Annotated in this window: 26 protein-coding genes; 17 read left to right on the forward strand and 9 right to left on the reverse strand. The window is 71.7% G+C overall.

Annotated elements, in window-relative coordinates:
* Positions 1-42 precede the first annotated feature (42 nt).
* On the forward strand, positions 43-795 hold the full coding sequence (locus tag O1Q96_RS05440; RefSeq protein WP_217454760.1) for a polyprenol monophosphomannose synthase: 753 nt from the start codon (positions 43-45) through the stop codon (positions 793-795).
* A 113-nt stretch (positions 796-908) separates the two neighbouring features.
* On the opposite strand, the gene O1Q96_RS05445 is transcribed toward O1Q96_RS05440, so the two are convergent.
* Entirely contained in the window at positions 909-1,778 is an 870-nt protein-coding gene (locus O1Q96_RS05445; protein ID WP_269247090.1) for a hypothetical protein, read from the reverse strand.
* Positions 1,779-2,298: 520 nt separating this feature from the next.
* Between O1Q96_RS05445 and rplM the strand changes: the two genes are divergently transcribed.
* The 3 genes from rplM to glmM all read left to right on the forward strand — a co-directional run bounded on the left by rplM (position 2,299) and on the right by glmM (position 5,001).
* A complete protein-coding gene (gene rplM, locus O1Q96_RS05450) occupies positions 2,299-2,742 on the forward strand; it encodes a 50S ribosomal protein L13 (protein ID WP_055614906.1) in 444 nt (147 codons plus the stop codon).
* Between the two features lie 42 nt (positions 2,743-2,784).
* Positions 2,785-3,312 (forward strand): 30S ribosomal protein S9, encoded by a 528-nt coding sequence (gene rpsI / locus O1Q96_RS05455; protein WP_217454762.1) that lies wholly within the window; start codon positions 2,785-2,787, stop codon positions 3,310-3,312.
* A gap of 330 nt (positions 3,313-3,642) precedes the next feature.
* A complete protein-coding gene (glmM, locus tag O1Q96_RS05460; RefSeq protein ID WP_269247091.1) occupies positions 3,643-5,001 on the forward strand; it encodes a phosphoglucosamine mutase in 1,359 nt (452 codons plus the stop codon).
* Positions 5,002-5,129: 128 nt separating this feature from the next.
* Here the strand turns inward: glmM and O1Q96_RS05465 are convergent, their stop codons facing one another.
* Together O1Q96_RS05465 and coaA are read right to left on the reverse strand one after the other, a co-directional pair.
* Positions 5,130-6,068, reverse strand: a complete 939-nt coding sequence (locus O1Q96_RS05465) for a DUF389 domain-containing protein (protein ID WP_269247092.1) — start codon at positions 6,066-6,068, stop codon at positions 5,130-5,132.
* A 37-nt stretch (positions 6,069-6,105) separates the two neighbouring features.
* The gene (gene coaA / locus O1Q96_RS05470; RefSeq protein ID WP_269247093.1) at positions 6,106-7,095 is read right to left on the reverse strand and encodes a type I pantothenate kinase; all 990 of its coding nucleotides are present in this window, start codon (positions 7,093-7,095) and stop codon (positions 6,106-6,108) included.
* Between the two features lie 193 nt (positions 7,096-7,288).
* Here coaA and O1Q96_RS05475 point away from each other — a divergent pair, with 193 nt between their 5' ends.
* Complete coding sequence (locus O1Q96_RS05475; RefSeq protein ID WP_217454825.1) at positions 7,289-7,528, forward strand: hypothetical protein; 240 nt, start codon at positions 7,289-7,291, stop codon at positions 7,526-7,528.
* A 122-nt stretch (positions 7,529-7,650) separates the two neighbouring features.
* Entirely contained in the window at positions 7,651-9,498 is a 1,848-nt protein-coding gene (gene glmS / locus O1Q96_RS05480; RefSeq protein ID WP_269247094.1) for a glutamine--fructose-6-phosphate transaminase (isomerizing), read from the forward strand.
* On the opposite strand, the gene O1Q96_RS05485 is transcribed toward glmS, so the two are convergent.
* Complete coding sequence (locus O1Q96_RS05485) at positions 9,459-9,680, reverse strand: DUF397 domain-containing protein (protein WP_269247095.1); 222 nt, start codon at positions 9,678-9,680, stop codon at positions 9,459-9,461. The two genes, glmS and O1Q96_RS05485, sit on opposite strands and share 40 nt — an antisense overlap.
* On the opposite strand from O1Q96_RS05485, the gene O1Q96_RS05490 reads away from it, so the two are divergent.
* The 6 genes from O1Q96_RS05490 to tsaE all read left to right on the forward strand — a co-directional run bounded on the left by O1Q96_RS05490 (position 9,670) and on the right by tsaE (position 15,674).
* Positions 9,670-10,041 carry a holo-ACP synthase gene (locus tag O1Q96_RS05490; RefSeq protein ID WP_269247096.1) on the forward strand — a complete coding sequence of 124 codons (372 nt, stop codon included), beginning with the start codon at positions 9,670-9,672 and terminating at the stop codon, positions 10,039-10,041. The genes O1Q96_RS05485 and O1Q96_RS05490 overlap by 11 nt on opposite strands.
* A gap of 111 nt (positions 10,042-10,152) precedes the next feature.
* Positions 10,153-11,586, forward strand: coding sequence for an NAD(P)H-hydrate dehydratase (locus O1Q96_RS05495; protein WP_269247097.1), 1,434 nt, complete (start codon positions 10,153-10,155; stop codon positions 11,584-11,586).
* 89 nt (positions 11,587-11,675) lie between these two features.
* Entirely contained in the window at positions 11,676-12,584 is a 909-nt protein-coding gene (locus tag O1Q96_RS05500) for a L,D-transpeptidase family protein (protein WP_269247098.1), read from the forward strand.
* A 35-nt stretch (positions 12,585-12,619) separates the two neighbouring features.
* On the forward strand, positions 12,620-13,771 hold the full coding sequence (gene alr / locus O1Q96_RS05505; RefSeq protein WP_269247099.1) for an alanine racemase: 1,152 nt from the start codon (positions 12,620-12,622) through the stop codon (positions 13,769-13,771).
* A 138-nt stretch (positions 13,772-13,909) separates the two neighbouring features.
* A complete protein-coding gene (locus O1Q96_RS05510; RefSeq protein ID WP_269247100.1) occupies positions 13,910-15,157 on the forward strand; it encodes an alpha/beta fold hydrolase in 1,248 nt (415 codons plus the stop codon).
* Entirely contained in the window at positions 15,123-15,674 is a 552-nt protein-coding gene (tsaE, locus tag O1Q96_RS05515) for a tRNA (adenosine(37)-N6)-threonylcarbamoyltransferase complex ATPase subunit type 1 TsaE (protein WP_269247101.1), read from the forward strand. The genes O1Q96_RS05510 and tsaE overlap by 35 nt, the downstream gene beginning before the upstream one ends.
* Positions 15,675-16,274: 600 nt before the next feature.
* Here the strand turns inward: tsaE and O1Q96_RS05520 are convergent.
* Positions 16,275-16,829, reverse strand: coding sequence for a hypothetical protein (locus O1Q96_RS05520; RefSeq protein WP_269247102.1), 555 nt, complete (start codon positions 16,827-16,829; stop codon positions 16,275-16,277).
* A 116-nt stretch (positions 16,830-16,945) separates the two neighbouring features.
* On the opposite strand from O1Q96_RS05520, the gene tsaB reads away from it, so the two are divergent.
* From tsaB to O1Q96_RS05540, 4 genes are read left to right on the forward strand one after another with little or no spacing between them, the layout of a single operon-like run.
* Positions 16,946-17,602, forward strand: coding sequence for a tRNA (adenosine(37)-N6)-threonylcarbamoyltransferase complex dimerization subunit type 1 TsaB (gene tsaB / locus O1Q96_RS05525; protein WP_269247103.1), 657 nt, complete (start codon positions 16,946-16,948; stop codon positions 17,600-17,602).
* A gap of 20 nt (positions 17,603-17,622) precedes the next feature.
* Positions 17,623-18,096: a ribosomal protein S18-alanine N-acetyltransferase gene (gene rimI, locus O1Q96_RS05530; protein ID WP_269253483.1), complete on the forward strand. Its 474-nt coding sequence runs from the start codon at positions 17,623-17,625 to the stop codon at positions 18,094-18,096.
* On the forward strand, positions 18,089-19,198 hold the full coding sequence (gene tsaD / locus O1Q96_RS05535; protein ID WP_269247104.1) for a tRNA (adenosine(37)-N6)-threonylcarbamoyltransferase complex transferase subunit TsaD: 1,110 nt from the start codon (positions 18,089-18,091) through the stop codon (positions 19,196-19,198). Before rimI ends, tsaD begins: the two co-directional genes overlap by 8 nt.
* The gene (locus O1Q96_RS05540) at positions 19,195-19,449 is read left to right on the forward strand and encodes a hypothetical protein (RefSeq protein ID WP_269247105.1); all 255 of its coding nucleotides are present in this window, start codon (positions 19,195-19,197) and stop codon (positions 19,447-19,449) included. Before tsaD ends, O1Q96_RS05540 begins: the two co-directional genes overlap by 4 nt.
* A 14-nt stretch (positions 19,450-19,463) precedes the next feature.
* Here the strand turns inward: O1Q96_RS05540 and O1Q96_RS05545 are convergent, their stop codons facing one another.
* The 4 genes from O1Q96_RS05545 to O1Q96_RS05560 are packed head-to-tail and all read right to left on the reverse strand — an operon-like array spanning position 19,464 to position 25,054.
* A complete protein-coding gene (locus tag O1Q96_RS05545; protein WP_269247106.1) occupies positions 19,464-21,800 on the reverse strand; it encodes a beta-xylosidase/alpha-l-arabinosidase in 2,337 nt (778 codons plus the stop codon).
* Between the two features lie 38 nt (positions 21,801-21,838).
* On the reverse strand, positions 21,839-22,744 hold the full coding sequence (locus O1Q96_RS05550) for a carbohydrate ABC transporter permease (protein WP_419586425.1): 906 nt from the start codon (positions 22,742-22,744) through the stop codon (positions 21,839-21,841).
* A 4-nt stretch (positions 22,745-22,748) separates the two neighbouring features.
* Positions 22,749-23,693 carry a carbohydrate ABC transporter permease gene (locus O1Q96_RS05555; RefSeq protein WP_269247108.1) on the reverse strand — a complete coding sequence of 315 codons (945 nt, stop codon included), beginning with the start codon at positions 23,691-23,693 and terminating at the stop codon, positions 22,749-22,751.
* Positions 23,690-25,054, reverse strand: coding sequence for an ABC transporter substrate-binding protein (locus tag O1Q96_RS05560; RefSeq protein ID WP_269247109.1), 1,365 nt, complete (start codon positions 25,052-25,054; stop codon positions 23,690-23,692). Before O1Q96_RS05560 ends, O1Q96_RS05555 begins: the two co-directional genes overlap by 4 nt.
* Before the next feature lie 233 nt (positions 25,055-25,287).
* Here O1Q96_RS05560 and O1Q96_RS05565 point away from each other — a divergent pair, with 233 nt between their 5' ends.
* Positions 25,288-26,313, forward strand: coding sequence for a LacI family DNA-binding transcriptional regulator (locus O1Q96_RS05565; protein ID WP_269247110.1), 1,026 nt, complete (start codon positions 25,288-25,290; stop codon positions 26,311-26,313).
* Positions 26,314-26,431: the final 118 nt, after the last annotated feature.

A 26,431-nucleotide genomic window follows, 5' to 3' on the forward strand; every position in this document is an offset into this window, starting at 1 on the left:
CCGTGCCCGGTTGGGGGGCAATCGAATGGGGAGGGAAAAGAGATGACGTACGACGTGGGGGCGGACGTGGCTGTCACCGTGGTGATGCCTACGTACAACGAAGCCGCCAATCTGCCGAGAATGGCCGAGGCTGTGCTTCAACTGCCGCTGAACGGGCTCCACTTGAAGGTAGTGGATGACTCCAGTCCGGATGGTACAGGACAGATCGCCGAGGATCTGGCGGAGAAGTTCAACTGGGACGGGCGGCGCCGGATGAGCGTGCTGCACCGCACCGAGAAGGACGGCCTCGGGCGCGCGTACGTCGCGGGCATGAGCGCCGCGGTGGACGAGGGCGCGCAGTACGTCGTGCAGATGGACGCCGATGGCAGCCACCCCGTGGAAGCGGTCCCACGGATGCTCGGCACGGCCGTGGCGTCGGGTGTCGGCCTGGTCATAGGCAGCCGGTACGTCGAGGGCGGCCAGCTCGACGACGACTGGGGCGCGCACCGCGTGCTGCTGTCCCGTTTCGCGAACCGCTACGCGCGTACCGTGCTCGGCACGAAGATCCGCGACATCACCGCGGGCTTCAACCTGTGGTCCGCGCAGACCCTGCGCGATGTCGACCTGCACTCCCTGGACAGCGCCGGTTACAGCTTCCAGGTCGAGCTCAAGTACAAGGCCGTACGAGCCGGTCACTCCGCGGTCGAGATCCCGATCCGCTTCGAGGAGCGGACCGAGGGCGTCTCGAAGATGACCCTGCGCACGCAGCTGGAGTCGGCCATGGTGCCGGTGAAGCTGCGGCTCAAGCACAAGTAGTGCCGCTGCCCGGGCACGGGTGACGAAAGAGCGGCGGCCCGGCTTCAGGCGGGCCGCCGCTCTTTCGGCCGGCCGGGGTCTCCCTGGCCGCTGTACCGGACGGGCCGGCGCGGCTACTGGTTGGCGGCCTCCGAGGCCTGAGCCTCGCCGCGGCGGCGGATCTGGCGGAACGTGAACTCGGCCAGGTCGTCGCCCGTGGTGAAGACCGCGGCGTCCTTCTGGGTCACGTCCTTGCCGTTGGTGAAGCCGGCGACCGTGAAGTAGGCGTAGCGGCCGTACGAGTTGGTGGTCGAGCGGCAGATCGCGGAGCGGCAGAAGACGGCAACGCCCTCACCGGAGAGGGACTCGACGACGCTTTTGTCGTCGGCGTCGGTCTTCGCCCTGAGCGCCTTGGCCTCGGTGTCGAAGACGGCCACGCCGACCGTCACCGCGACGCCGTCCTTCTCGTACGTGACGCGCATGAGGCGCGTGCAGTCGTTCTTGGTGAGAACCGCGCCGAGCGTGCCCTGGGCGGCCGACGCGCAGGTCTTCGTGGACGCGATCGCGCCCTTCTTGTAGACGGTCTCGCCCATCGTCAGCTGGGTGCCCGGGAAGAAGGTGTCCGGCGCGAGCGGCGCTGTGTCCTTCTTCACGTCGGATATGAAGTCCTTCGGGTCCAGCGGCGGCGGCGCCGAGGTCTCCTCGAAGGACGGGCCGGGGCCGGTGGTGTCCGACGGGATGTCCGCGGAGGCGGGCAGCTCGGAGGCAGGCCTGTTCGAGGCCTGTTCGTTGCCGTCCGCCGAGACCACGGCCACGGCGACGGCCGTGCCCACGGCGATGGTGGCCAGGGCTCCGCCGCCGACCAGCAGCCATCTGCGGCGCCGGTTGCGCGTTTCGGACGCCTCTGCCAGCGCCGCCCAGTCCGGAGACTGATTGCTCCACTGCGGCTGCTGAGAACCCGATCCCCCGGAACCCCACTGGGGTCCCCCCTGCCCAAAGCTCATGGGGCGCATCTTAGACGGGACAGGGGGTGTGCTGGTCCGTGTCCCGCAGCACTCGAAGTCCTGACGTGTCAAGCGTGAATGAGGCCAAACGGGGCATCTCAGGGTGGTTGGTGCGGCCGACGCGCCGCGATGCGCGGGCCGGGACCGGGGGCGCGGCGCGCACGGGTGGCGCGCGGACGCCCTGCGTACGCGGGTGGAGGCGGTGCGGAAACATGGCGGAACCGGCGTGGTGGGGCGGGCGGCCGGGCCCCGCGTGCCCGTGCCGGGCCGCCCTGAAACCCGGTGGGCGCCGGGGGGGTGATCCCGCGTTTTGACCCGTACGGGCCACCGCGGGTATTCTTGCGGTTCGTTATGTGTATTGGCTTGCTCATTCTCACGTGAGGGGCCCTTACACCGGTCCACCGGGCCGATGACCAGCGGCAGGACTCGGTTGCGTCACCGAGGTCCGCCAGGGCTGTCGTACATCGTCCGTGGTGGTCCATGTCAGGACCCACTCACTGAAGAAGCGAAGGCTACGACCGTGCGTACGTTCAGCCCCAAGCCCGGCGACATCACTCGCCAGTGGTACGTCATCGACGCCCAGGATGTCGTCCTGGGTCGTCTGGCGACCACTGCCGCGAACATTCTGCGGGGCAAGCACAAGCCGATTTACGCGCCTCACGTCGATGCTGGTGACTTCGTCATCATCATCAACGCCGACAAGGTGCACCTCTCCGGCAACAAGAAGACCCAGAAGCTGGCGTACCGCCACTCCGGTTACCCGGGTGGTCTGCGCTCCGTCCGCTACGACGAGCTGCTGGCGAAGAACCCCGAGAAGGCCGTCGAGAAGGCCATCAAGGGCATGATCCCCAAGAACACCCTGGGCCGTCAGGTGCTCTCGAAGCTGAAGGTCTACTCGGGCGACCAGCACCCGCACGCTGCCCAGCAGCCGGTGCCGTTCGAGATCACCCAGGTCGCGCAGTAGTTCCGGCCACCCCCTAAGACGAAAAAGAATCTGAGGAGAATCGTGGCCGAGACCACCGTTGAGCAGCCGGTCGAAGAGACTGAGACCGAGCTTGTCGACACCGAGAGCTACACCACCGAGTCCGAGGTGCCCGTCGAGGGCGAGTACACCTCGGAGTCCCTCGCCGGCCGCTTCGGTGACCCGCAGCCGGCCGCCGGCCTGGGCCGTCGCAAGAACGCCATCGCCCGCGTCCGGATCGTCCCGGGCTCCGGCAAGTGGAAGATCAACGGTCGCACCCTTGAGGACTACTTCCCCAACAAGGTGCACCAGCAGGAAGTCAACGAGCCCTTCAAGGTGCTCGAGCTCGACGACCGCTACGACGTCGTCGCCCGCATCTCGGGTGGCGGTGTCTCCGGTCAGGCCGGCGCGCTGCGTCTCGGTGTGGCCCGCGCCCTGAACGAGGCGGACGTGGACAACAACCGCGGCGCCCTGAAGAAGGCCGGCTTCCTCAAGCGCGACGACCGTGCGGTCGAGCGCAAGAAGGCCGGTCTCAAGAAGGCCCGTAAGGCCCCGCAGTACAGCAAGCGCTAAACATCGCTCGCTGTTCTGCACGAATCGCCCCGGCGGCACGTTCTGTGCCGCCGGGGCGTTCGTTTACCACAAGCTGTGTGTGAGCCGGTTACCACAGCCTGTGTGCGTGAGCCGCGCACCACGGCCTTTTGGCCACAGCACTGGAACAGGCCTGGGAGATATACAGGCCCGGGGGATATACCTGACAGGGGTCGGAGCCGGACCCTGGCCGGGGGGCCGCAGTCGCACTCCGGGCAAGGGGGAGCAGCCGCACCCCGACAAGAGCCGTGGCCGGACCCTCGGCCCGAGCCGCACATTCTGAGTAAGCCTGAGCAAGTTCGGAGGACACCAGTGGGACGACTCTTCGGGACGGACGGCGTACGCGGTGTCGCCAACGCGGATCTGACGGCCGAGCTCACGCTCGGTCTCTCCGTGGCGGCGGCGCACGTACTGGCCGAGGCGGGAACGTTCGAGGGCCACCGGCCGACGGCGGTGGTCGGACGGGATCCGCGTGCGTCCGGGGAGTTCCTGGAGGCCGCCGTGGTCGCGGGTCTCGCCAGCGCCGGCGTGGACGTGCTGCGCGTCGGCGTCCTGCCGACCCCCGCGGTGGCGTTCCTCACCGGCGCTCTCGGTGCCGACCTCGGCGTGATGCTCTCCGCGAGCCACAACGCCATGCCGGACAACGGCGTCAAGTTCTTCGCCCGCGGCGGCCACAAGCTCCCCGACGAGCTGGAGGACCGGATCGAGGCCCTCTACGAGGAGCACCGCACCGGCGCTCCCTGGGACCGGCCGACGGGCTCCGGTGTCGGCCGCGTCCGGTCGTACGAGGAGGGCTTCGAGCGCTACGTCTCCCATCTCCTCACGGCCGTTCCGAACCGTCTGGACGGTCTGAAGGTCGTCCTCGACGAGGCGCACGGCGCGGCCGCGCGGGTCTCGCCGGAGGCCTTCACGCGTGCGGGCGCCGAGATCGTCACGATCGGCGCCGAGCCGGACGGGCTGAACATCAACGACGGCTGCGGCTCGACCCACCTCGGCCTGCTGAAGGCGGCCGTCCTCGAGCACGGCGCCGACCTCGGCATCGCGCACGACGGTGACGCCGACCGGTGCCTCGCCGTGGACCACACCGGTGCGGAGGTCGACGGGGACCAGATCCTGGCCGTACTCGCCCTCGCGATGCGGGAGCGCTCCGAGCTGCGGTCCGACACCGTTGTCGCCACGGTCATGTCGAACCTCGGGTTCAAACTGGCCATGGAGCGCGAGGGGCTGTCCCTGGTGCAGACCGGCGTCGGGGACCGGTACGTGCTGGAGGAGATGAAGGAGCACGACTACGCGCTCGGCGGCGAGCAGTCGGGACACGTCATCATCCTCGACCACGCCACGACGGGGGACGGGACGCTGACCGGGCTGCTGCTCGCGGCACGGATCGCCGAGACCGGCCGTACGCTCCAGGACCTCGCGTCCGTCATGGAGCGGTTGCCGCAGGTCCTCATCAACGTGCCGGACGTCGACCGGTCCAGGGTGGGCACGTCGGCCGAGCTGGCCTCCGCGGTCACCGAGGCCGAGCGCGAACTCGGCGCCACCGGCCGGGTGTTGCTCCGGCCGTCGGGCACCGAGCCGCTGGTGCGGGTCATGGTGGAAGCGGCTGACATCGACCAGGCCCGGTCCGTCGCGGGGCGGCTCGCCGACGCGGTGAAGTCCGCGCTGGGGTGATCGCGGGGGCCGGGTAGGGAGTGGGGGAACTGTTCGTCGCGGGCCGCGGGTTCGTCGTGGCCTGTCGCGCGGTTCCCCCACGCCCCTTCGGGGCGCTCAGCCTCCGGAGTCCTGCCGGAGGCGTTCCCTCACGCGGCGTTCGTACGGTTGCGCTGCCTCGACCACAGCCACTTCTGGGTGAGCAGGGTGAGGGTGCCGGCCAGGGCGATGCCCAGCAGGTTCAGCAGGAGCTGGTTGGTCGAGCCGATCGTCTGGGCGGTGTCCCCGTAGCTGAGGGCGACGGCCGCGTTGGCCGCCGCCGGGACCGTGGTGACGGAGATGGCCACACCCACCAGCAGGCCCGACTTGGCCGACGTCAGGGAGAGCGTGCCGGCAATGCCCGCCAGCACCGCCACGACGAAGGAGAACGCGTCGGGCGCGTAGACGAAGGCCGTGTTGGGCCGGTCGGCCTCCAACTGGCCCTCGCTGAACAGCCCCAGGCCGTCCATGAGCACACTGAAGGCCACGGTCGCCGCCATCGCCACGGCGAAGCCCACGAGCAGCGCGACGAGCGAGCGCACGGCCAGACGGGGGCGCCGCCGGACCAGAGCCGTGCTGAATCCCGCCAGCGGACCGAACTCCGGGCCCACCGCCATCGCGCCCACGATCAGGATCGCGTTGTCGAGGACCACACCGCAGGCCGCAAGCATCGTGGCGAGCGTGATGAAGGCGACGTACGTGACCGACAGCGTCGACTCCTCGTGCGTCGCGTCCGTCAGGTGCTCCCACAGGACCGCGTCCGAGCCCTCGCCGGGTGCGTCGTCCTCCGCCTTGTCGGCCCGCTTCGACAGGGACAGGTCGATGTTCTCGACGGCGATCGACCCGCACTCGTCGATCTCCAACTCGCGCAGTCCGCCGATCAGTTCGTCACCCGCCTCGCGCGCCACGTCGACCATCACGATGTCGCCGACGGGGTTGCGGGCGGCCCCCGCGACGACCGCCAGGTGGGTGGTGCCGACCGTGTTCTCGATCAGGCGGACCACGGCGTCGGTCCGGTCGGGCGGGGTGATCAGGCGCAGGTGCAGCATGGGGGCAGGGTAGCCGGACCCGATGACGGGGTTGAGGTCAGAGTTTGCGCAGACTGAGCTTCTGCACCTTGTGGTCGGGGCCCTTGCGCACGACGAGGGTGGCGCGGCCGCGGGTCGGGGCCACGTTCTCCAGGAGGTTGACCTTGTTGATGGTCCGCCAGGTCGTGCGGGCGTAGTCGAGGGCCTCCTCCTCGGAGACCTGGGTGTACTTGCGGAAGTACGAGGACGGGTCCTGGAACGCCGTGTCGCGTAGCCTGCGGAAGCGGTGCAGGTACCAGCGCTCGATGTCCTCGGCGCGGGCGTCCACGTACACGCTGAAGTCGAAGTAGTCGGCGAGGCCGACACGGGTGCGGCCGTCCTTGCCGGGCAGGGCGGGCTGCAGGACGTTGATGCCCTCGACGATCAGGATGTCGGGGCGGCGGACGGTGAGCCGCTTGCCGGGGACCCGGTCGTAGATGAGGTGCGAGTAGACGGGGGCCGTCACCTCGTCCTTGCCCGCCTTGATGTCCGCGACGAACCGCGTCAGCGCCCGGCGGTCGTAGGACTCCGGGAAGCCCTTCCTGGACATCAGGCCGCGGGCCTGGAGCTCCTTGGTGGGCAGCAGGAAACCGTCCGTGGTGACCAGCTCCACCCGCGGATGCTCGGGCCAGCGGGACAACAGGGCCTGCAGCAGACGCGCGACGGTGGACTTGCCGACGGCGACCGAGCCCGCGACGCCTATCACGAACGGCGTACCGGACTGGGAGCCCTTCTCGCCGAGGAAGGTGTTCAGGGCGCCTCGCAGGCCGTCGGTCGCACCGACGTAGAGGTTGAGGAGCCGGGACAGCGGCAGGTAGATGTCCCGTACCTCGTCGAGGTCGATGACATCGCCCAGACCGCGCAGCTTCTCCACCTCCTCGGCGGTCAGTGGGAGCGGCGTCTTCTCACGCAGCGCGCTCCACTCCGCGCGGGTGAGGTCGACGTAGGGAGTCGCCTCCGGCCTGGGCCGGTGGGCGCTCCGCGGCAACGAGGGAGCCGGTGAGATCACAGTTCATTGTTACGGGAGTTTGAACGGAGAAGGGGATCCCCCTTGCTCCTTTCGGGCCCGGGGAGGGTGGAGTCCGTCACGTCGGTGCGTTCTGCACGCGTCCCAGCCCTGGACCGCCGGGTCGTACGGGGATAGCGTCCGGCCATCCGGGGGCGAGCCGCCTCCCGGGACGCCAGGGGTGGGGATGGTCGTCATGACCGTACGGTTCCGTGTGCGTGGCCTCGTCGGACGCAGACCCGGGCGTCGGCGGCCGGCCGATGTGGAGGGCCGGGTGTGCAGCGAGCTGGCGCTCGACCTGCCGGACGAGGACCTGGGGGAGTACCTCTACGACTGCATCGACCTGTACGAGATGGGCAGCAAGCCGCGCTGCGAGGAGGTCGAGTACCTGGGGATGGTGCAGGAGGCCATCGACCGGATCGAACGCGGGGAGTAGGCGGGGAGCCGCCAGGACGGGACCGCCCGCACGCGGACGCGGAACGTACGGGCGCCCGGCGATTTCCGATATCGGGCACGCGGTGCCCCGAACGGGCGGGCGTCGGCCCTTAGGCTGCCGCCATGTGCGGAATCGTGGGATACGTGGGGTCGCAGTCGGCGCTCGATGTGGTCGTGGCCGGGCTGAAGCGGCTGGAGTACCGGGGTTACGACTCGGCGGGCGTCGCGGTGCTCGCGGACGGCGGGATGGCCGCCGCGAAGAAGGCCGGCAAGCTCGCCAACCTGGAGAAGGAGCTGGTCGAGAGACCTCTGCCGGCCGGTTCGACGGGCATCGGGCACACCCGCTGGGCCACACACGGCGGACCCACGGACGCGAACGCGCATCCCCATCTCGACAACGCGGGACGGGTCGCGGTCGTCCACAACGGCATCATCGAGAACTTCGCCGCCCTGCGGGCCGAACTGGCCGAGCGGGGGCACGAGCTGTCCTCCGAGACGGACACCGAGGTGGTCGCACACCTGCTCGCCGAGGAGTTCTCCGCGTGCGCCGACCTCGCCGAGGCCATGCGGCTGGTGTGCCGGCGGCTGGAGGGGGCCTTCACGCTGGTGGCCGCGCACGCCGACGAGCCGGACGTGGTCGTCGGGGCGCGGCGCAACTCGCCGCTCGTCGTGGGCGTGGGGGAGGGCGAGGCCTTCCTCGCCTCGGACGTCGCCGCGTTCATCGCGCACACCCGGTCCGCGATCGAACTGGGGCAGGACCAGGTGGTCGAGCTGCGCAGGGACGGGGTGACCGTCACCGGCTTCGACGGCCGCCCGGCGGAGGTGCGCTCGTACCACGTCGACTGGGACGTCTCCGCCGCCGAGAAGGGCGGCTACGACTACTTCATGCTCAAGGAGATCGCCGAACAGCCGAAGGCGGTCGCCGACACGTTGCTGGGGCGCATCGACGCGGCGGGTTCACTGACGCTGGACGAGGTGCGGATCGGCGACTCGGAGCTGCGCGAGGTCGACAAGGTCGTCATCGTCGCGTGCGGTACGGCCTTCCACGCCGGGCTGATCGCCAAGTACGCCATCGAGCACTGGACCCGGATCCCCTGCGAGGTCGAGCTCGCGAGCGAGTTCCGCTACCGGGACCCGATCCTGGACGCGCAGACGCTGGTGATCGCCATCTCGCAGTCCGGCGAGACCATGGACACGCTGATGGCTCTGCGGCACGCGCGGGAGCAGGGCGCCAAGGTCCTGGCCGTCTGCAACACGAACGGTTCCACGATCCCCCGCGAGTCGGACGCCGTGCTCTACACGCACGCGGGCCCCGAGGTGGCGGTCGCCTCGACCAAGGCGTTCCTGACGCAGCTCGTCGCCTGCTATCTCGTGGCCCTGTACCTGGGACAGGTGCGCGGCACCAAGTGGGGCGACGAGATCCAGGACGTCGTACGCGAGCTGTCCCGGATCTCCCGCGAGGTCGAGCGGGTCCTGGAGACGATGGAGCCGGTACGGGAACTCGCGCGCTCCCTCGCCTCGAAGAACACCGTGCTGTTCCTGGGGCGCCACGTGGGATACCCGGTGGCGCTGGAGGGTGCGCTCAAGCTCAAGGAGCTCGCCTACATGCACGCCGAGGGCTTCGCGGCGGGCGAGCTGAAGCACGGGCCGATCGCCCTGATCGAGGAGGACCTGCCGGTCGTCGTGGTCGTGCCGTCGCCCCGGGGACGGTCGGTGCTGCACGACAAGATCGTGTCCAACATCCAGGAGATCCGGGCGCGGGGCGCGCGGACGATCGTGATCGCGGAGGAGGGGGACGAGACGGTGGTCCCGTACGCGGACCACCTGATCCGGATCCCGGCGACCCCGACGCTGCTTCAGCCGCTCGTGGCGACCGTGCCGCTGCAGGTCTTCGCGTGCGAGCTGGCGACGGCCCGCGGCAACGAGGTGGATCAGCCCCGGAACCTGGCGAAGTCGGTGACGGTGGAGTAGCCCTTCACCCCGTCGGGAAACACGGCGAAGGCTCCCGCCGGGAAGGTGAGGGCGGCCCTGGCCGGGGTCGTGGAGTCGCGGACGGCGGTGTGCGCGGGGGAGTTCGCGATTCCACGCAGCTGTTTCCGTCCCCCTCGGCCGCGGTCGGCGCTCAGCTCGTAGAGTGCGCGGATGAGCATCATCGGCGTCGGCATCGACGTGGCCGAGATCGACAGGTTCGCGGTGTCGCTGGAGCGTACGCCCGGAATGGCCGAGCGGCTGTTCCTCGAGAGCGAGTTGCTGCTGCCCAGCGGGAAGCGGCGGGGTGTCGCCTCGCTCGCCGCGCGGTTCGCCGCGAAGGAGGCGCTGGCCAAGGCGCTCGGCGCCCCGGGCGGGCTGCACTGGACCGACGCCGAGGTGTACGTCGAGGACAGTGGGCAGCCCCGGCTGCGGGTGACCGGGACCGTGGCGGCGCGGGCGTCGGAGCTCGGGGTGCGGTCCTGGCACGTGTCGCTCAGCCATGACGCGGGGGTGGCGTCCGCGGTGGTGGTGGCGGAGGGCTGACGGCGCGCGGGACGCCACGGCGGCGGCGCGCGGTGGTCCACGGGCCGGGCGGGGCGCACCGGTTGGTGTGCCCGCGCCCGCGTCACCGACCGGTGGGGGACACTCGATCCCATGCGTACTGCGTACAGCGTGGAGACGGTCCGGGCGGCCGAGCGGGAGCTGATGGCACGGCTTCCGGAAGGGGTGTTGATGCAACGGGCGGCGGCCGGCCTCGCCGCCGCCTGCGCGGAGCTGCTGGGCCGGGTGTACGGCAGCCGGGTCGTGCTGCTCGTGGGCAGCGGCGACAACGGCGGTGACGCTCTGTACGCCGGAGCCCGGCTGGCCCGGCGGGGAGCGGGTGTCACGGCGGTGCTGCTCGCACCCGAACGCACCCACCCCGGCGGCCTCGCGGCCCTGAACCGCGCCGGTGGCACGGTGGTGCGCGGGCCGGAGACCGCCGGTGAACCGATCCGACGGGCCGACCTCGTTGTGGACGGCATCGTCGGGATCGGCGGCAAGGGAGGCCTGCGCCCGGACGCCGTGTCGCTCGTCGAGGTGCTGGGCGAGACCCGCGCCACCGTCGTCGCGGTCGACCTGCCCAGCGGTGTCGAGGCCGACACCGGCGAAGTGCGCGGAGCCGCCGTACGGGCCGACGTGACCGTGACCTTCGGAACGCACAAGCCCGGCCTGCTCGTCGATCCCGCACGGGAGTACGCGGGTTCCGTGCGGCTCGTCGACCTCGGGCTGTCGCTGCCCGGCGAGGCCGAGCTGGAGGCACCGCAGCACGCCGACGTCGCGGCCCTGCTGCCCGTGCCGGGCGCCGAGAGCGACAAGTACCGGCGGGGGGTCGTGGGCATCGCGGCCGGGTCCGGCCGCTATCCGGGGGCGGCCGTGCTCGCCGTCGCCGGGGCCCTGCGCGGCGGCGCCGGAGCCGTTCGGTACGTCGGGCCCGCCGGGGACGCGGTGATCGCCCGCTTCCCGGAGACGCTGGTGTCGTCCGGTTCGCCGGAGCGGGCCGGGCGGGTGCAGGCCTGGGTGGTGGGTCCCGGCGCCGGGGACGACGCCGACGCCGTGGCGGCCGTACTGAAGGCGGAGGTGCCCGTGCTCGTGGACGCCGACGGACTGCGGCTCGCGGACCGTGAGGTCGTACGGGCGAGGCGGGCACCCACCCTGCTGACACCGCATGCCGGGGAGGCCGCCGCCCTGCTCGGTGTCTCCCGGGACGAGGTCGAGAGCGCGCGGCTGACGTCCGCACGGGAGCTCGCCGAGCGGTACGGGGCCACCGTGCTGCTGAAGGGGTCGACGACGCTGGTCGCCTCCCCCGGGGGCGGGCCCGTGCGGGTGAACTCCACCGGCACCGGCTGGCTGGCCACCGCCGGGAGCGGGGACGTGCTGTCCGGGCTGACCGGGTCGCTGCTCGCCGCCGGGCTCGACGCGCTGGACGCCGGCAGCGCGGGAGCGTACCTGCACGGGCTGGCGGGGCGGCTCGCGGCGGCCGGGGCTCCCATCGGCGCGCACGACGTCGCCGAGGCGGTGCGCGAGGCCTGGCGGAACGTCACGGACTGAGCCGGTGGCACCCGTGCGCGTGCGCACAACGGGCGACCCTGCCGCGCGGCTGACCACGGCTCGGCGCCCTCGGGGGTTTCGCTGGGCCCATGGTCCGTCACAGAACCGCCCGTCGCAGAACCGTCGTCGTCCTGGCCGCACTCGTCGCGGCGCTGGCCGTGCCGGGGGCCGTCGCGGCTCCTCCACCGGCCCCCGGCGCCCCCGCACCGCAGAGTGAACTGGTGCCCGGGGTGCCCCCGGGCCCGTACCAGCCGTGGCAGCTGGACACCCCCGACCAGGCGCTGGCCCCGAACGTGTACACGCCGAGCGCCGAGGAGGACGCCCTCGAACCGCGCGCCGCCGCCGACGGGAGCGACGCGCTGATCGAGTACGTACCGCTGAGCGACGCCGTGGCGCGGCAGGCCGGGGCGGTGGCGTGCAGCAGGCAGACCGGGCCGTACCAGCGGCAGGTCGAGCGGTGGCTGCGGCTCAGGGTGGACGGGAAGCAGTCGGCGGCGGACTGCCAGGCCGTCCGTGCCTTCCAGAACAGACAGGGGATCCGGCCCGACAGCGGCTTCGCCGGGCCCGTGACCTGGGCCCGGATGCAGCTCCTGTCCGCCGCGAAGAGGCCGAACGCGGCCGGGAAGTGCCCCGTACGGGCCGGCCGCACCGCCTGCGTCGACCTCACCCGGCAGCTGACCTGGGTGCAGAAGGGGAGCAGGGTGGTGTTCGGGCCCGTGCCGATCCGCAGCGGCAAGGCCGGCTACCGGACCAGGGGCGGCTGGCACAAGGTCTACTGGAAGCACAAGAACCACTGGTCGACGCTCTACAACACCCCCATGCCGTACAGCCAGTTCTTCAGCGGCGGCCAGGCCTTCCACGGCATCTACGGCAGTGTCCACAACCCGCCGGGCTCGATGGGCTGCGTGAACATGCGGATCGCCGACGCCCGCACCCTGTGGAAGGTGCTCTACACGGGCGACCGCGTCTATGTGTGGGGCCGCAAGCCCGGTACCTGAGGGTGGTGCCGGAGCCCTCTGAGACACTGGGCGCGATGACTGAGACAGCTTCCGCGCGTGCCCGCGCCGAGATCGACCTGGCCGCCCTGAGGGCCAACGTGCGGACCCTGCGCGCCCAGGCGCCGGCCGCCGCCCTCATGGCGGTGGTCAAGTCCGACGCGTACGGACACGGGGCGGTCCCGTGCGCCCGCGCGGCCCTGGACGCGGGGGCGACCTGGCTGGGCACGGCCACCCCAGAGGAGGCCCTCGCCCTGCGCGCGGCCGGCCTGCCGGGCCGGATCATGTGCTGGCTGTGGACCCCGGGCGGGCCGTGGCGGGAAGCCGTCGAGGCCGATCTGGACCTGGGCGTCAGCGGACTGTGGTCCCTGCGGGAGGCGGCGCGGGCCGCGCGGGCGGCGGGCCGTACCGCCCGCGTCCAGCTCAAGGCCGACACCGGCCTGGGCCGTAACGGCTGCCAGCCCGCCGACTGGCCCGGGCTCGTCGCCGAGGCGCGGCGCGCCGAGGCCGAGGGCCTGGTCACCGTCACCGGCCTGTGGTCGCACCTCGCCTGCGCCGACGAACCGGGCCACCCCTCCATCGCGGCCCAGCTCACCCGCTTCCGCGAGATGCTGGCCCACGCCGAGGGACAGGGCCTGAGACCCGAGGTGCGGCACATCGCCAACTCGCCCGCCACGCTCACGCTGCCCGAGAGCCACTTCGACCTCGTACGGACCGGGATCGCGACGTACGGCATCTCGCCCAGCCCCGAGCTGGGCACCCCCGCCGACCTCGGGCTGCGCCCGGTGATGACGCTCTGGGCGTCGCTCGCGCTGGTCAAGCACGTGCCGGCGGGGCACGGCGTCAGTTACGGACACCACTACGTCACGGCCGGCGACACGACCCTCGGTCTCGTGCCCGTCGGATACGCGGACGGCATCCCCCGTCATGCCTCCGGCGCCGGACCCGTGCTGCTCGGCGGCAAGTGGCGGACGGTCGCGGGGCGCATCGCGATGGACCAGTTCGCGGTCGACCTCGGCGGGGACGAGCCGCCGGTCGGCGACCGGGTGGTCCTGTTCGGGCCCGGCGACCACGGGGAGCCGACCGCGGAGGACTGGGCCAAGGCCGCGGGCACGATCGCGTACGAAATCGTCACCCGCATCGGAACCCGTGTCCCGCGCGTCTACGTGAACGAGCAACAAGCGGGGTAGCCGCACCGAGAAACAGCGGACAACCACACCGACGAACAAGCGGGCTACCGCGGACGTGCCGGACACGGCACAGCGGGCACCAGTGGCAACGGCGGGCACAACCGACATCGGCAGGACCTGGGTGAAGAGGAGCGGTTCGTGAGCGAGAGCAGTGCGGAGGCAGCGGCGGAAGCGGTCACGGCCGCGGCCTCGGCCGTCTCCGCGGGGACCGCGAGCTGGCGCAGGGCGGGTTTCGCCGGCGCCGCGATAGGCGTGGTCGCCGCGGGCGCCGCCGCCGGAGTCGCGATCGAGCGGCTCACGGTCGGCCGCGGCATGCGCATGAAGGCGAGGCTCGCCCTCGACTCGGCCGGCCCGTACGGGGCGCTGCGCGGCATGCCGGGCAAGGCCTCCGCGGACGACGGCACCGAGCTGTACTACGAGGTCGACGAGGTGGAGGCCGACTCCACCCTCGCCCCGCGCCGCCGCAGGCTCTTCGGCCGCAAGGCACCCGCCCCCGTCACCGTCGTCTTCAGCCACGGCTACTGCCTCAGCCAGGACTCCTGGCACTTCCAGCGGGCCGCCCTGCGCGGTGTCGTGCGGACCGTCCACTGGGACCAGCGCAGCCACGGCCGTTCGGGCCGGGGCGTGGCCCAGGTCCGGGACGACCAGCCGGTCACCATCGACCAGCTGGGCCAGGACCTGAAGGCCGTCATCGACGCGGCCGCGCCCGAGGGCCCGCTCGTGCTCGTCGGCCACTCGATGGGCGGCATGACGGTGATGGCCCTCGCCGACCAGTACCCCGCCCTGATCCGGGAGCGTGTGGTCGGGGTGGCCCTGATCGGGACGTCGTCCGGCAGGCTCGGCGAGGTCAACTTCGGCCTGCCCGTCGCGGGCGTCAACGCGGTGCGGCGGATACTGCCCGGCGTGCTGAAGGCGCTCGGGCAGCGGGCCGAGCTGGTGGAGCGCGGACGCCGGGCCACCGCCGACCTCTTCGCGGGGATCATCAAGCGGTACTCGTTCGCGTCCAGGGACGTCGACCCGGCGGTCGCGCGGTTCGCCGAGCGGCTCATCGAGGCCACTCCGATCGACGTGGTCGCCGAGTTCTACCCGGCCTTCACCGACCACGACAAGACCGAGGCACTCGCCTGTTTCGCCGAGCTGCCCGTGCTGGTGCTGGCCGGGGTCAAGGACCTCGTGACGCCGAGCGAGCACAGCGAGGCCATCGCCGACCTGCTGCCGGACGCCGAGCTGGTGCTCGTGCCGGACGCCGGGCACCTGGTGATGATGGAGCACCCCGAGGTCGTCATAGACCGCCTCGCGGACCTCCTGACCCGCGTCGGCGCCGTCCCGGCAGGGGCTACCGTGGGTGGCTATGGAAGCACCAGCAGCAGCGCACAACCCGGCTGACCCCTCGGGACCCCCGGAGCGTCCCCAGGCCGGCGTCAGGACCGAGATCACCGTCCACTCCCCCGAACACATGAAGGAGTTGGGTCGCAGGCTCGCCAAGCTGTTGCGGGCCGGCGACCTCGTGATGCTCACCGGCGAGCTCGGCGCGGGCAAGACCACGCTGACGCGCGGGCTCGGCGAGGGTCTCGGCGTCCGGGGCGCGGTCACCTCCCCGACCTTCGTGATCGCCCGTGTGCACCCCCCTCTCGGTGAGGGCCCGCCGCTGGTCCACGTGGACGCGTACCGCCTGGGCGGCGGGCTCGACGAGATGGAGGACCTCGACCTCGACGTGTCGCTGTCCGACTCCGTGATCGTCGTGGAGTGGGGCGAGGGCAAGGTCGAGGAGCTGACCGACGACCGGCTGCACGTCCTGATCCACCGGGCCGTCGGCGACACGACGGACGAGGTACGGCACGTCACGCTGACCGGGGTCGGGGAGCGCTGGGCGACGGTCGATCCGGGCGTGCTCTCCGCCTGACGGCGGGTCCTTTCACGGCTTCGGCACACCCGTGGTCCGTACGTTCGCCCAACGTTCCGACATGGCGTCGGGAAGATGTTGCGTCCGGTGGCTCCGGCGTGTTCACATGGGCGGAGGAGCTGGTTAGGTCTACCTAACCACGTCTGTTCCCGGAGCCCCAGGAGGCCGCCATGCCGACGCCGCCGGAACGTGAAGTGCCGCGACGGGGGTCCGTGGAGCCTCGTGGGGTGTCGATGGCGGCGCTGCTTGCGGCCGGGGAGTTCGCTCGGGTCGTTTCCACGCCCCCTCCCGTGCCGGTGCCTCCGGCGGTGGGGGCGGTGGGGTGTGTTGTGCCTCGGCGGGCGGCGTAGGGGGTCGCCGGTGACTGCCGTCGGTGTTCTGCGGGTTCGCTGTGGCTGGTCGCGCAGTTCCCCGCGCCCCTGAAAAGACTGCGCCGTTCCCCGCGCCCCTGGAGGGGGTTGCGCGCCGGTTCAGCGTGCCGGTCAGGGATTGCGCAGTTCCCCGCGCCCCCAAAAGACTGCGCAGTTCCCCGAGCTCCAGGAGATCGCGCCGTTCCCCGCGCCCGAAGGAGGTCGGCTGGGGGGTGAGGGGCGGGCGGGGTTACTTGATCACGGTGATTTTTGTGCCGATTGTTGCGAATTCCCACATGGCTCTGCCGTTGGGGCGGGACTCTCGGATTCCGCCGAGCTTCTTGGTGGGGTCGGGGGCGGCGGCCGAGCCGTCCACCGCGGCGCTGAAGCCGACCGCGACGCCGTCCACGTCCGCGAAGCGGACGACGTGCTCGACGGCCACACCGTCCGTGCCGGTGATGACGCCGGAGCGTGAGGTGACGACGTACGTGTCGGGCGGCGGATCCACCGTGCCGGGGGTGACCGCGAACGTCCCCCTGACCCGGTCACCCGGACCGACCAGCCACACCCGGTCGTCGTCCACCGAGTAGACGACCCGCCGACCACTGCCCGACCCGGCGGGCAGCGCCGTGGGGTGCGCCCTGTCCCGGGGGGCCTTCGGCGCGGTGGCCGGGGAGGAGTCGGCGGCCTGCGGCGCGTCCGGTCCGCCCGGTACGTGCGCCGCCGCCTGGTAGGCGAGGAAGCCGATCGTGGCGAGCGCCGCCGCGGTGAGCCCGGTCACGATTCCCGAGCTGCTCCGAACCACCTGAGTGCCACCTCTCGTACGGCATTTGTCCGTGCTGTGCCGGTATGACGCTATCAGCAGGTCGGTGCCGGATTGAGGCGGCCGTGCTCCGGGTCCGGGCGCCGTAGGCTGTTCGCGTGCTCTTGCTCGCTCTGGATACCGCCACCCCCGCAGTCACCGTCGCCCTGCACGACGGGACGTCCGTCGTCGCCGCCTCCAGCCAGGTGGACGCGCGCCGGCACGGGGAACTGCTTCTGCCGGCCGTCGACCGGGTGCTCGCCGAGGCCGGGATGCGGCTCGACGCCGTCACCGGCATCGTCGTCGGCGTGGGCCCCGGCCCGTACACCGGGCTGAGGGTCGGCCTGATGACCGCCGACACGTTCGGGCTCGTGCTCGGAGTCCCCGTGCATGGACTGTGCACCCTGGACGGTCTCGCGTACGCGGCCGACGACGCCCTTGCCGACGGCCCCTTCGTCGTGGCGACCGACGCCCGGCGCAAGGAGGTCTACTGGGCGCGGTACGCCGACTCCCGCACGCGCCTCACCGAGCCCGCCGTGGACCGGCCGGGGGACCTGGACATCGGTGGGCTGCCCGCCGTGGGCGCGGGAGCGCTGCTCTACCCCGACACCTTCAAGGACGCCCGCGGACCCGAGTACGTCTCGGCGGCCGCCCTCGCGTCCCTGGCGGCCGAGCGGCTGGCGGCGGGCGAGGAACTGGAGGCGCCCCGGCCCCTCTACCTGCGCCGGCCCGACGCCCAGGTGCCCAAGAACTACAAGGTGGTCACCCCCAAGTGACGACCGCGGTGCTGCGCGAGATGCGCTGGTGGGACATCGAGCCCGTGCTGGAACTGGAGAAGGACCTCTTCCCCGAGGACGCCTGGTCGCGGGGCATGTTCTGGTCCGACCTGGCCCACGCGCGCGGGCCGGCGGCGACACGGCGGTACGTCGTCGCCGAGAGCGCCGGGCGGATCGTCGGGTACGGGGGCCTCGCCTCCGCCGGGGACACCGGTGACGTACAGACCATCGCCGTCGCCCGGGAGCACTGGGGCACCGGCCTCGGCGCGCTGATCCTGACCGAACTGCTGCGGGCCGCCACCGCCTTCGAGTGCGCCGAGGTGCTGCTCGAATGCCGTGTCGACAACGTCCGTGCCCAGAAGCTGTACGAGCGCTTCGGCTTCGAGGCGATCGGTTTCCGGCGCGGCTACTACCAGCCGGGGAACGTGGACGCCCTCGTGATGCGCCTCAACGACCCGTCAACTTCCGTACAAGGAACCGAGATCAATGGCTGACGAACCTCTCGTCCTCGGCATCGAGACCTCCTGCGACGAGACCGGCGTCGGCATCGTCCGGGGCACGACACTGCTCGCGGACGCCATCGCGTCCAGCGTCGACGAGCACGCGCGCTTCGGCGGTGTGGTGCCGGAGGTCGCGTCCCGCGCGCACCTGGAGGCGATGGTGCCGACCATCGAACGGGCACTCAAGGAGGCGGGGGTGAGCGCCAGGGACCTGGACGGGATCGCCGTCACCGCCGGGCCCGGGCTCGCGGGCGCGCTGCTCGTCGGGGTGTCGGCGGCGAAGGCGTACGCGTACGCGCTGGGGAAGCCGCTGTACGGCGTCAACCACCTCGCCTCACACATCTGCGTGGACCAGCTGGAGCACGGCGCGCTGCCCGAACCGACGATGGCTCTGCTCGTCTCCGGCGGGCACTCCTCGCTGCTGCTGTCCTCCGACATCACGAGCGACGTACGGCCCATGGGCGCGACCATCGACGACGCGGCGGGCGAGGCCTTCGACAAGATCGCGCGGGTGCTCAACCTCGGATTCCCCGGCGGGCCGGTCATCGACCGGTACGCGAAGGAGGGCGACCCGAACGCGATTTCGTTCCCGCGCGGGCTCACCGGGCCGCGTGACGCCGCGTACGACTTCTCCTTCTCCGGGCTGAAGACGGCCGTGGCGCGGTGGATCGAGGCCAAGCGGGCGGCGGGCGAGGAGGTGCCGGTGCGGGATGTCGCCGCGTCCTTCCAGGAGGCCGTTGTCGACGTGCTGACCCGCAAGGCCGTACGGGCCTGTCGTGACGAAGGCGTCGACCACCTGATGATCGGCGGGGGAGTCGCCGCGAACTCGCGGCTGCGGGTGCTCGCCCAGGAGCGGTGCGAGGCCGCGGGCATCCGGCTTCGGGTGCCGCGGCCGAAGCTGTGCACCGACAACGGGGCGATGGTCGCCGCGCTCGGTGCGGAGATGGTGGCCCGTGGGCGGGCCGCCTCCGACTGGGATCTGTCGGCGGACTCCTCGTTGCCCGTCACGGATCCGCATGTCCCCGGGCGTTCGCACGACCACAGCCACGGTCACGACCATGTGCACGAGGTCAGCAAGGACAACCTGTACTCATGACCGTCGCGTTGATGTGGGAAGCCCGGGCCGTACAGGGGAGGGGGGCCGAGCTGCTCGCGTGGGTGCGGGAGCAGGACCTCCCGGCGCGGCCCCTGCGTCGGGAGGTCCTGCGGGCTCCGGGGGATCGGGTGCTCGTCATCACGTGGTGGGATGCCGCGTATGAGGCTGAGCTGCCCGAGTTGCCGGAGCCGGCTGGGGGGTTGGTTGCGCGGGCCGTTCATCGGTGGCGGTTCGAGTCCGTCGACGGGTAGAGGGCCCCGCGCCCCTAGAGGACCGCGTCGCTCCCCGCGCCCCTGGGCTGCGGCTCCGTCTCCGTCGAGTCGCAGCGCAGGCGGCGGTCCGGGCCCGGGTGGCGTTCCGGGCCCGTCAGGGTGATGTGGGTCGTGTGGCGGGTGTCCGTGCTGGACCTGGACAGGCGCAGTTCCAGGGCGCCCGGTTCCACGACGCGTCGGCCCGCGCGGTCGGTGAACGCCGACAGGTCCGGGTGGAAGCGGAACGAGACCCGGCGGGCCTCGCCCGGGGCCAGGGTGAGGCGGTGGTAGCCGATGAGGCGGACGTCGGGGCGGGTCACCCTGGCCACCGGGTCGTGGAGGTAGAGCTGGACGACCTCCGTGCCCTCCCGGGAGCCCGTGTTGCGGACCGTGACCGATACGTCGTACGACTCGTCCGTGGTGATCTCCGCATGGCGGTCCTCGGTGTCCTCCCAGGTGAGGTCCGTGTAGCCGAGGCCGTGGCCGAAGGGGTGGAGCGGGGTCGGGTCGAGGCTGCTGACCGCGCCGGCCAGGCCCAACGGGGGCTGGAGATAGGTCCACGGCTGGCCACCGGGGTCCTGCGGGACGCTCACGGGGAGCCGGCCCGACGGGTTCACCCGGCCCGACAGGACACCCGCCACCGCCGGGCCGCCCTCCTCGCCGGGGAAGAACGCCTGGACCGTGGCGGCCAGCCGGTCGTGCCAGCGGCCCAGCGCGTACGGGCGGCCGGTCAGCAGGACCAGCACGACGGGCGTGCCGGTGGCGGTCAGGGTGTCCAGCAACTGGGCTTGCGCGCCCGGGAGCCGCAGGTCGCCGACATCGCAGCCCTCGCCCGAGGTGCCGCGGCCGAAGAGGCCCGCCCGGTCGCCGAGCACGGCCACGCAGACATCCGCCTCGGCGGAGCGCGCGACGGCCTCCGCGAAGCCCGAGGTGTCCGGGCCGGTGGTGTCGCATCCTTCGGTGAACGTGATCTTGGCGTCGGGGAGCTCCGCGCGGAGGGACTCCAGCAGGGTGGCGATCTCGATGCCCGTCGGCTTGTCGGGGTGGTGCGTGCCGACGTGGGAGGGGAACGAGTAGCAGCCCAGCATGGCCAGGGCGTCGGCGGCCCGCGGGCCGACCACGGCGATCCGGGTGTCCGGGGCGAGCGGGAGCAGCCCGTCCGGGTTGGAGAGCAGGACGACGGACTTCTCGGCGAGGCGGCGGGCCAGGGCGCGGTTCGCGGCCGAGTCCAGGTCGATCGGGCCGGCCGGCTCGGGGTTCCAGTCCTCGTCCAGCAGACCCAGCTCGCACTTCTGGCGCAGGACCCGGGCCGCCGCCCGGTCCACCAGGGACTCCGGGATGTCACCGGCCCGTACCGCCTCGACCAGCGGCTCCCCGTAGCAGCGGACCGTCGGCAGTTCGACGTCCAGGCCGGCGGCCAGGGCCGCGTGGGCGGCGCCCGCCTCGGTGCCCGCGACCCGGTGCAGGGTCTGCAGGAAACCGACGCCGAAGTAGTCGCTGACGACCGTTCCGTCGAACTTCCACTGCTCCCGCAGGACTTCGGTCAGCAGGTACGGGTCCGCGGACGCGGGCACCCCGTCGGTGTCCGTGTACGCGGCCATCACCGAGCGGGCCCCGCCCTCGCGCAGCGCGAACTCGAACGGGGGCAGGGTGATGTCGGCGAACTCGCGCACACCCGCCCGCACGGGGGCCAGGTTGCGGGCGCCGGCCGAGGCCGCGTACCCCGCGAAGTGCTTGAGCGTGGCGACGACCCCGGCGGACTCGAGACCGCGGACATAGGCGGCGCCGATCGTGCCGACGAGGTACGGGTCCTCGCCGATGGTCTCCTCGACCCTGCCCCACCGCAGGTCCCGTACGACGTCCAGGACGGGGGCGAGCCCCTGGTGGACGCCGACGGAGGCGAGGTCGCGGCCGATCCGGTGGGCCATCTCCTCGACCAGGTCCGGGTCGAACGAGGCGCCCCAGGCCAGCGGCACGGGATACGCGGTGGCGCCCCACGCGGTGAAGCCGGCGAGGCACTCCTCGTGGGCGACGGCCGGGATGCCGAAGCGGCCGGCCTCGCTGATCCGGCGCTGGGCGCGGGCGAGGGCCTGCGCGCCCAGCGCGGGGTCCACGGGGGCCGTACCGAAGGAGCGGGTGAGCTGGCCCAGCCCGCGGGTGATCACCTCGTCCCAGTCGAAGTCCGCGGTCATCTCGTCCTGGTGCGGGGCGACTCCGTCACCGTCCGTGGCGGCGCCCACCCACACGCCGTACAGCTGGGCGGCCTTCTCCTCCAGGGTCATCCGCGAGAGCAGGTCGTCGACCCGGGCCTCGGCGGGCAGGGCGGGATCACGCCAGGGGGCGGTGGTCATGGAACTCCTGTCGGGGTCGGAGCCGGAGTCGGGTGGGTTCACTTTCCGCCCACGCCCATCAGACCGCCGATCAGCGCGCGGCGGGCCACCAGGTAGACGGCGAAGATCGGCACGCCGGAGAGGACGACCGAGGCGAGCAGGGCGGGGATGTTCACGCCGAACTGGCTGACGTAGTTGAAGAGTCCGAGGGTCAGCACGCGCGGGCCGTCGGACTGGGTGAAGATCAGCGGGAAGAGGAAGCCGTTCCAGGCCTGGAGCGCCGAGAAGATGACGACCGTGCTGATGCCGCCCTTCGCCATCGGGACGGCGAGCTGGAACAGCATCCGCTGCGGGGAGGCGCCGTCCAGGGCCATCGCCTCGTACAGCTCCTCCGAGACGTCTCGGAGCGTCCCCACGAGGACGAGCACCGAGACCGGCATCGCGAAGGCCGCCGTCGGCAGGATGACCGCCAACAGGCTGTCGTACAGGTCGAGTTTGGCGATCAGGAGATAGAGCGGGACGACGACCGCCTGGGCCGGGATCGCCACGCCGAGGAGGAAGAGCCGGAAGGCCAGCCCCGACCAGCGGTTGCGGGTGCGGACGGCGACGTACGCGAGCGGGAGGGAGAGGCCGAGGACGATGGCCACGACCGAGACGGCCACGATCGCGGTGTTGCTGAGCAGATGGCCGAAGCCGCTGTTCAGCACGGTGTTGTAGTTGTCGAGCGTCGGACTCGTGGGCGGGCTCAGCGGGTTGCCGGTGAGCGCCTTGTCCTGACTGGTGAGCGAGGCGGACAGCATCGCGTAGATCGGTACGAGGACGACCGCGAGCCAGACGACCGAGCCCAGGCCCGCGAGGGGGTTGGCGCGCTTCGTCCAGTGCCGGCGGCGGGGCGGCACAGGCGGCACAGGAGGACGCTCCTCGGTCTTCGGGGGGCGGGGGCGCGGCAACGTGTCGTGTGACACTCCGTCACATCCCTTCGCGGGTGCTGCGCATGTGGCCGAAGCCGGTCAGTCGTACGAGGACCAGGGACAGACCCGTGGCCGTCAGCACCAGGAACGACGCGATGGCGCTGGCGTAGCCGAAGTCGTAGCTCTTGAAGCCCGCCTCGTACATCAGGTACGGCAGGATCGCCGTGTCAGTGCCCGGGCCGCCCTTGGTGAGGATCAGCACGGTCTCGAAGTACGTGAGCGAGCCGACGACCAGCAGGACGGTGGACGTCGTGATGGTGTGGCGCAGCTGCGGGAGCGTGATCGAGAAGAACTGGCGGTAGCGGCCCGCGCCGTCGATCGCCGCCGCCTGGTAGAGCACCTCGGGTATCTGGCGGGCCCCGCCCTGGTAGATCAGGGTGTGGAAGGGGATGAACTGCCAGGCGCCGATGAAGACGATCGCGAGGAACGCGCCGTTGGAGGAACCCAGGATGTTCTCCCGGATGATGCCGAAGTTCGGGTCGAGCAGGGCGTAGAAGAGCAGCGCGATCGCCGTCGACGAGAGCAGGAACGGGACGAAGAAGACCGCCGAGAGGATCGCCCGGTTGCGCTGGCGGCCCGCCGCCCAGACGCCGAGCAGCAGGGCGATCACGGTCTGGAAGACCCAGCTCGCCGCCGTCAGCAGGACGGTCAGCCACAGGGACTGGACCATCCGGTCGTCGTCGAGCAGCTTGCGCCAGTTGTCGAGGCCGACCGGCCGCGGGTCGCCGAGGCCGTCCCAGGCGGTGAACGAGAGGTAGAAGGCCAGGCCCATCGGGACCACGGCGAAGAAGGTGAAGAAGAGGACGCCGGGAAGGGCCCAGGCGGCGTGCGGGCGGCCGACCGCGGAGGAGCCGGGTCCCTTCGGCCGACGGGGCTCCTCCGGCCCTCCGTGCTCGGCGGCCCGGTCCTCCGCCGGAGCCTTAGTGGGGCTCGGTGCGCTCACTTCAGCTCCTTGAGCGCCGACACGAACTCGCTCGGCGAGGACTGTCCGACGAACAGCTTGTTGATCTCGGTGAGCATCGGCGTCGCGATGTCGGCGCCGAGCGCCTGGTCCCAGGAGAGCGTGAAGGCCGGTGCCTTCTCGACCATCTCGTACTGGAACTTGGCGAACTGCGGGTTGGGCGAGGCGTCGAGCAGTTCGGCCGCGCCGGCGGTCGTCGGGATGTCGCCGTTGGCGACCAGCGCCTTCGCGTACGTCTGCGAGGCGCAGTCCTTCAGGAAGGCGATCGCCGCGTCCTTGTTCTGCGTACGGGCGTTGACGGACCAGTAGTTGGTGGGGTTGCCGACGACGTTGCGGATGTCGCCGGTGCCGCCCTCGACCGTGGGGAACGCGCACCAGCCCAGGTTCTTCTTCGCGAAGGACGGGAACTTGCCGAGCTGGGTCGAGTACTCCCACGAACCCATCAGGTGCATCGCCGCCTTGCCCTTGGCGAAGACCGCGGGGGCGCCGCCGTTGACGTACGACACCGAGCTGAACTTGGAGCCGAAGACGTCGTCGTCGATCAGTTCCTTGATCGTCTCGGCGGCCTTGAGGACGGCCGGGTCGCCCCAGGCGGACGAGTCGCCGGCCTGGATCTTCGCGAAGACCTCCGGTCCGCCGATGCGGTCGACGAGGTACTCCAGCCACATCAGCTCGGTCCAGGTGTCCGCCCCGCCGAGCGCGAACGGGGTGATCCCCGCGGCCTTCAGCTTGGCGTTGATGCCCTGCAACTCGTCCCAGGTGGTGGGCGGTTGGAGCTTGTGCTCGGCGAAGACGGCCTTGTTGTAGAAGAGGATCACCGGCTGCATGCCGCGCATCGGGACGCCGTAGTGGCGGCCGCCGAGGTCACCGGCCGCGAGCACCGCGGGCAGGAAGCCGTTCTTCAGGACCGGATCGCCCTCGATGGTGTCGGTCAGGTCGAGGAGCTGCTTCGCCTCCTGGTACGCCCTGATGGAGCCGCCGCCCCAGTTGAAGAAGACGTCCGGGGCGCTCGGGGAGCCCATCGCCGTACGGAGCTTGGCCGTGTAGTCCGCACCCGGGACCTTCACCAGCTTCACCTTGCCCTTGGCCGACTTGGCGGCCGCGGACTTGTTGAAGCGGTCGACCGCCGCGGCCTGGACCTTCACCGCGTCGTCCCCGTACGTGAAGGCGTCGATCGTCTCGCTGCCCCCGCCGGAACCGTCACTGGAGCCGCAGGCGGTGAGCCCGGTGGTGAGCAGGGTGGTGGCACCGGCGCCGAGGACCCAGCGCCTGCTGAACGTGCGGCCGCCCAGGCCTCCGCCCGTGGGCTGCCCGCCGTTGGACCGCCCGCTGATCGACTCCATGACAGCACCTCTTCTTCTCCGACTCGCTCGCCACCGGGGCGCCGCGACCCGCGCCGGGAGCACGGCCGCACTCGGCCCTCCCCGGGCCTGCGCGCGCTCGTACTCCCGACGCGGACGCGCCCCCTTCGGCTCGCTCGCGTCACGAATGTTTCGGGTGGTAGTTCGAATGTTCCGGGAACGTATGGCGGTCCAGGGGCTTCGTCAAGGGGTTGCGCAGGGATACGATCCCGTTCATGACTCGCCCGAATCCCGCTGTAGCCCAGTCAGCGACACTCGCCGAGATCGCCCGCGAGGCGGGAGTCTCGGCCCCGACTGTTTCGAAGGTGCTCAACGGCCGTGCCGACGTGGCCCCGGCGACCCGCACCCGGGTCGAGGACCTGCTGCGCCACCACGGCTACCGGCGCCGCCGGGCCGAGGCGTCCCGGTCGCCCCTCATCGACCTGGTCTTCCACGAGTTGGAGAGCGCGTGGGCGATGGAGGTCATCCGGGGCGTGGAGAACGTGGCGCGGGACGAGGGCCTGAGCGTCGTCCTGTCCGAGAGCGCGGGCCGGCTCACGCCCGGGCGCACCTGGGCCGACCAGGTCGCCGCGCGCCGCCCGCACGGAGTCGTCCTCGTCCTCAATGGGCTCGACGAGTCCCAGCGGGCGCTGCTGACCAGCCGCTCCATCCCGTTCGTGGTGGTCGACCCGGCGGGCGACCCCGGCGACGACGTGCCGTCCGTCGGCGCCACCAACTGGCAGGGCGGGCTTGCCGCGACCCGGCATCTGGCAGACCTCGGCCACCGGCGCATCGCCGTGATCAGCGGGCCCTCGCGGATGATGTGCAGCCGGGCCAGGCTCGACGGCTACCGGGCGGCCCTGGACACGGCCGGACTGCCGGTCGACCCGGCGCTCGTGCGCACCGGCGACTTCCACCACGAGAGCGGCTACCGGGAGGGGCTGGCGCTGCTGAAACTGCCGGACCGCCCGACCGCCGTGTTCGCGGGCAACGACCTCCAGGCCCTCGGCCTGTACGAGGCCGCACGCGAACTGGGTCTGCGCGTCCCGGAGGACCTCAGCATCGTCGGCTTCGACGACCTGCCGGTGGCCCGCTGGGTCGGCCCGCCGCTCACCACCGTGCGCCAGCCCCTCACGGAGATGGCCGAGGCGGCGGCCCGGCTCGTCCTCGACCTCGGCCGCGCGGAGCGGCCCTCGACGGCCACCCGGGTGGAGCTGGCGACGAGCCTGGTGGTCCGGAGCAGCACGGCGGAGCCGTCGTGAACGGTCCCGTGGCGTCGAAACTTTCGAAGACTTTCGGGGCCGCCCGTCCGTCACCGGGCGGCATCTGAGAAAACTCAACGAAATCTGAGAGTTTCTGAAGGAAAGACGGAAAGTGGTT

The sequence above is a fragment of the Streptomyces aurantiacus genome (genome assembly GCF_027107535.1).
Classification (GTDB): Bacteria; Actinomycetota; Actinomycetes; order Streptomycetales; family Streptomycetaceae; genus Streptomyces.

Bases quoted from the DNA above. Each gene is read 5' to 3' on its own strand.
- O1Q96_RS05440 (WP_217454760.1), top strand. From the start codon at position 43: ATGACGTACGACGTGGGGGCGGACGTGGCTGTCACCGTGGTGATGCCT.
- O1Q96_RS05445 (WP_269247090.1), bottom strand. From the start codon at position 1,778: ATGAGCTTTGGGCAGGGGGGACCCCAGTGGGGTTCCGGGGGATCGGGT.
- O1Q96_RS05465 (WP_269247092.1), bottom strand. From the start codon at position 6,068: ATGCTGCACCTGCGCCTGATCACCCCGCCCGACCGGACCGACGCCGTG.
- O1Q96_RS05475 (WP_217454825.1), top strand. From the start codon at position 7,289: ATGACCGTACGGTTCCGTGTGCGTGGCCTCGTCGGACGCAGACCCGGG.
- glmS (WP_269247094.1), top strand. From the start codon at position 7,651: ATGTGCGGAATCGTGGGATACGTGGGGTCGCAGTCGGCGCTCGATGTG.
- O1Q96_RS05490 (WP_269247096.1), top strand. From the start codon at position 9,670: ATGAGCATCATCGGCGTCGGCATCGACGTGGCCGAGATCGACAGGTTC.
- O1Q96_RS05485 (WP_269247095.1), bottom strand. From the start codon at position 9,680: ATGATGCTCATCCGCGCACTCTACGAGCTGAGCGCCGACCGCGGCCGA.
- O1Q96_RS05495 (WP_269247097.1), top strand. From the start codon at position 10,153: ATGCGTACTGCGTACAGCGTGGAGACGGTCCGGGCGGCCGAGCGGGAG.
- O1Q96_RS05500 (WP_269247098.1), top strand. From the start codon at position 11,676: ATGGTCCGTCACAGAACCGCCCGTCGCAGAACCGTCGTCGTCCTGGCC.
- alr (WP_269247099.1), top strand. From the start codon at position 12,620: ATGACTGAGACAGCTTCCGCGCGTGCCCGCGCCGAGATCGACCTGGCC.
- tsaE (WP_269247101.1), top strand. From the start codon at position 15,123: ATGGAAGCACCAGCAGCAGCGCACAACCCGGCTGACCCCTCGGGACCC.
- rimI (WP_269253483.1), top strand. From the start codon at position 17,623: ATGCGCTGGTGGGACATCGAGCCCGTGCTGGAACTGGAGAAGGACCTC.
- tsaD (WP_269247104.1), top strand. From the start codon at position 18,089: ATGGCTGACGAACCTCTCGTCCTCGGCATCGAGACCTCCTGCGACGAG.
- O1Q96_RS05540 (WP_269247105.1), top strand. From the start codon at position 19,195: ATGACCGTCGCGTTGATGTGGGAAGCCCGGGCCGTACAGGGGAGGGGG.
- O1Q96_RS05545 (WP_269247106.1), bottom strand. From the start codon at position 21,800: ATGACCACCGCCCCCTGGCGTGATCCCGCCCTGCCCGCCGAGGCCCGG.
- O1Q96_RS05560 (WP_269247109.1), bottom strand. From the start codon at position 25,054: ATGGAGTCGATCAGCGGGCGGTCCAACGGCGGGCAGCCCACGGGCGGA.
- O1Q96_RS05565 (WP_269247110.1), top strand. From the start codon at position 25,288: ATGACTCGCCCGAATCCCGCTGTAGCCCAGTCAGCGACACTCGCCGAG.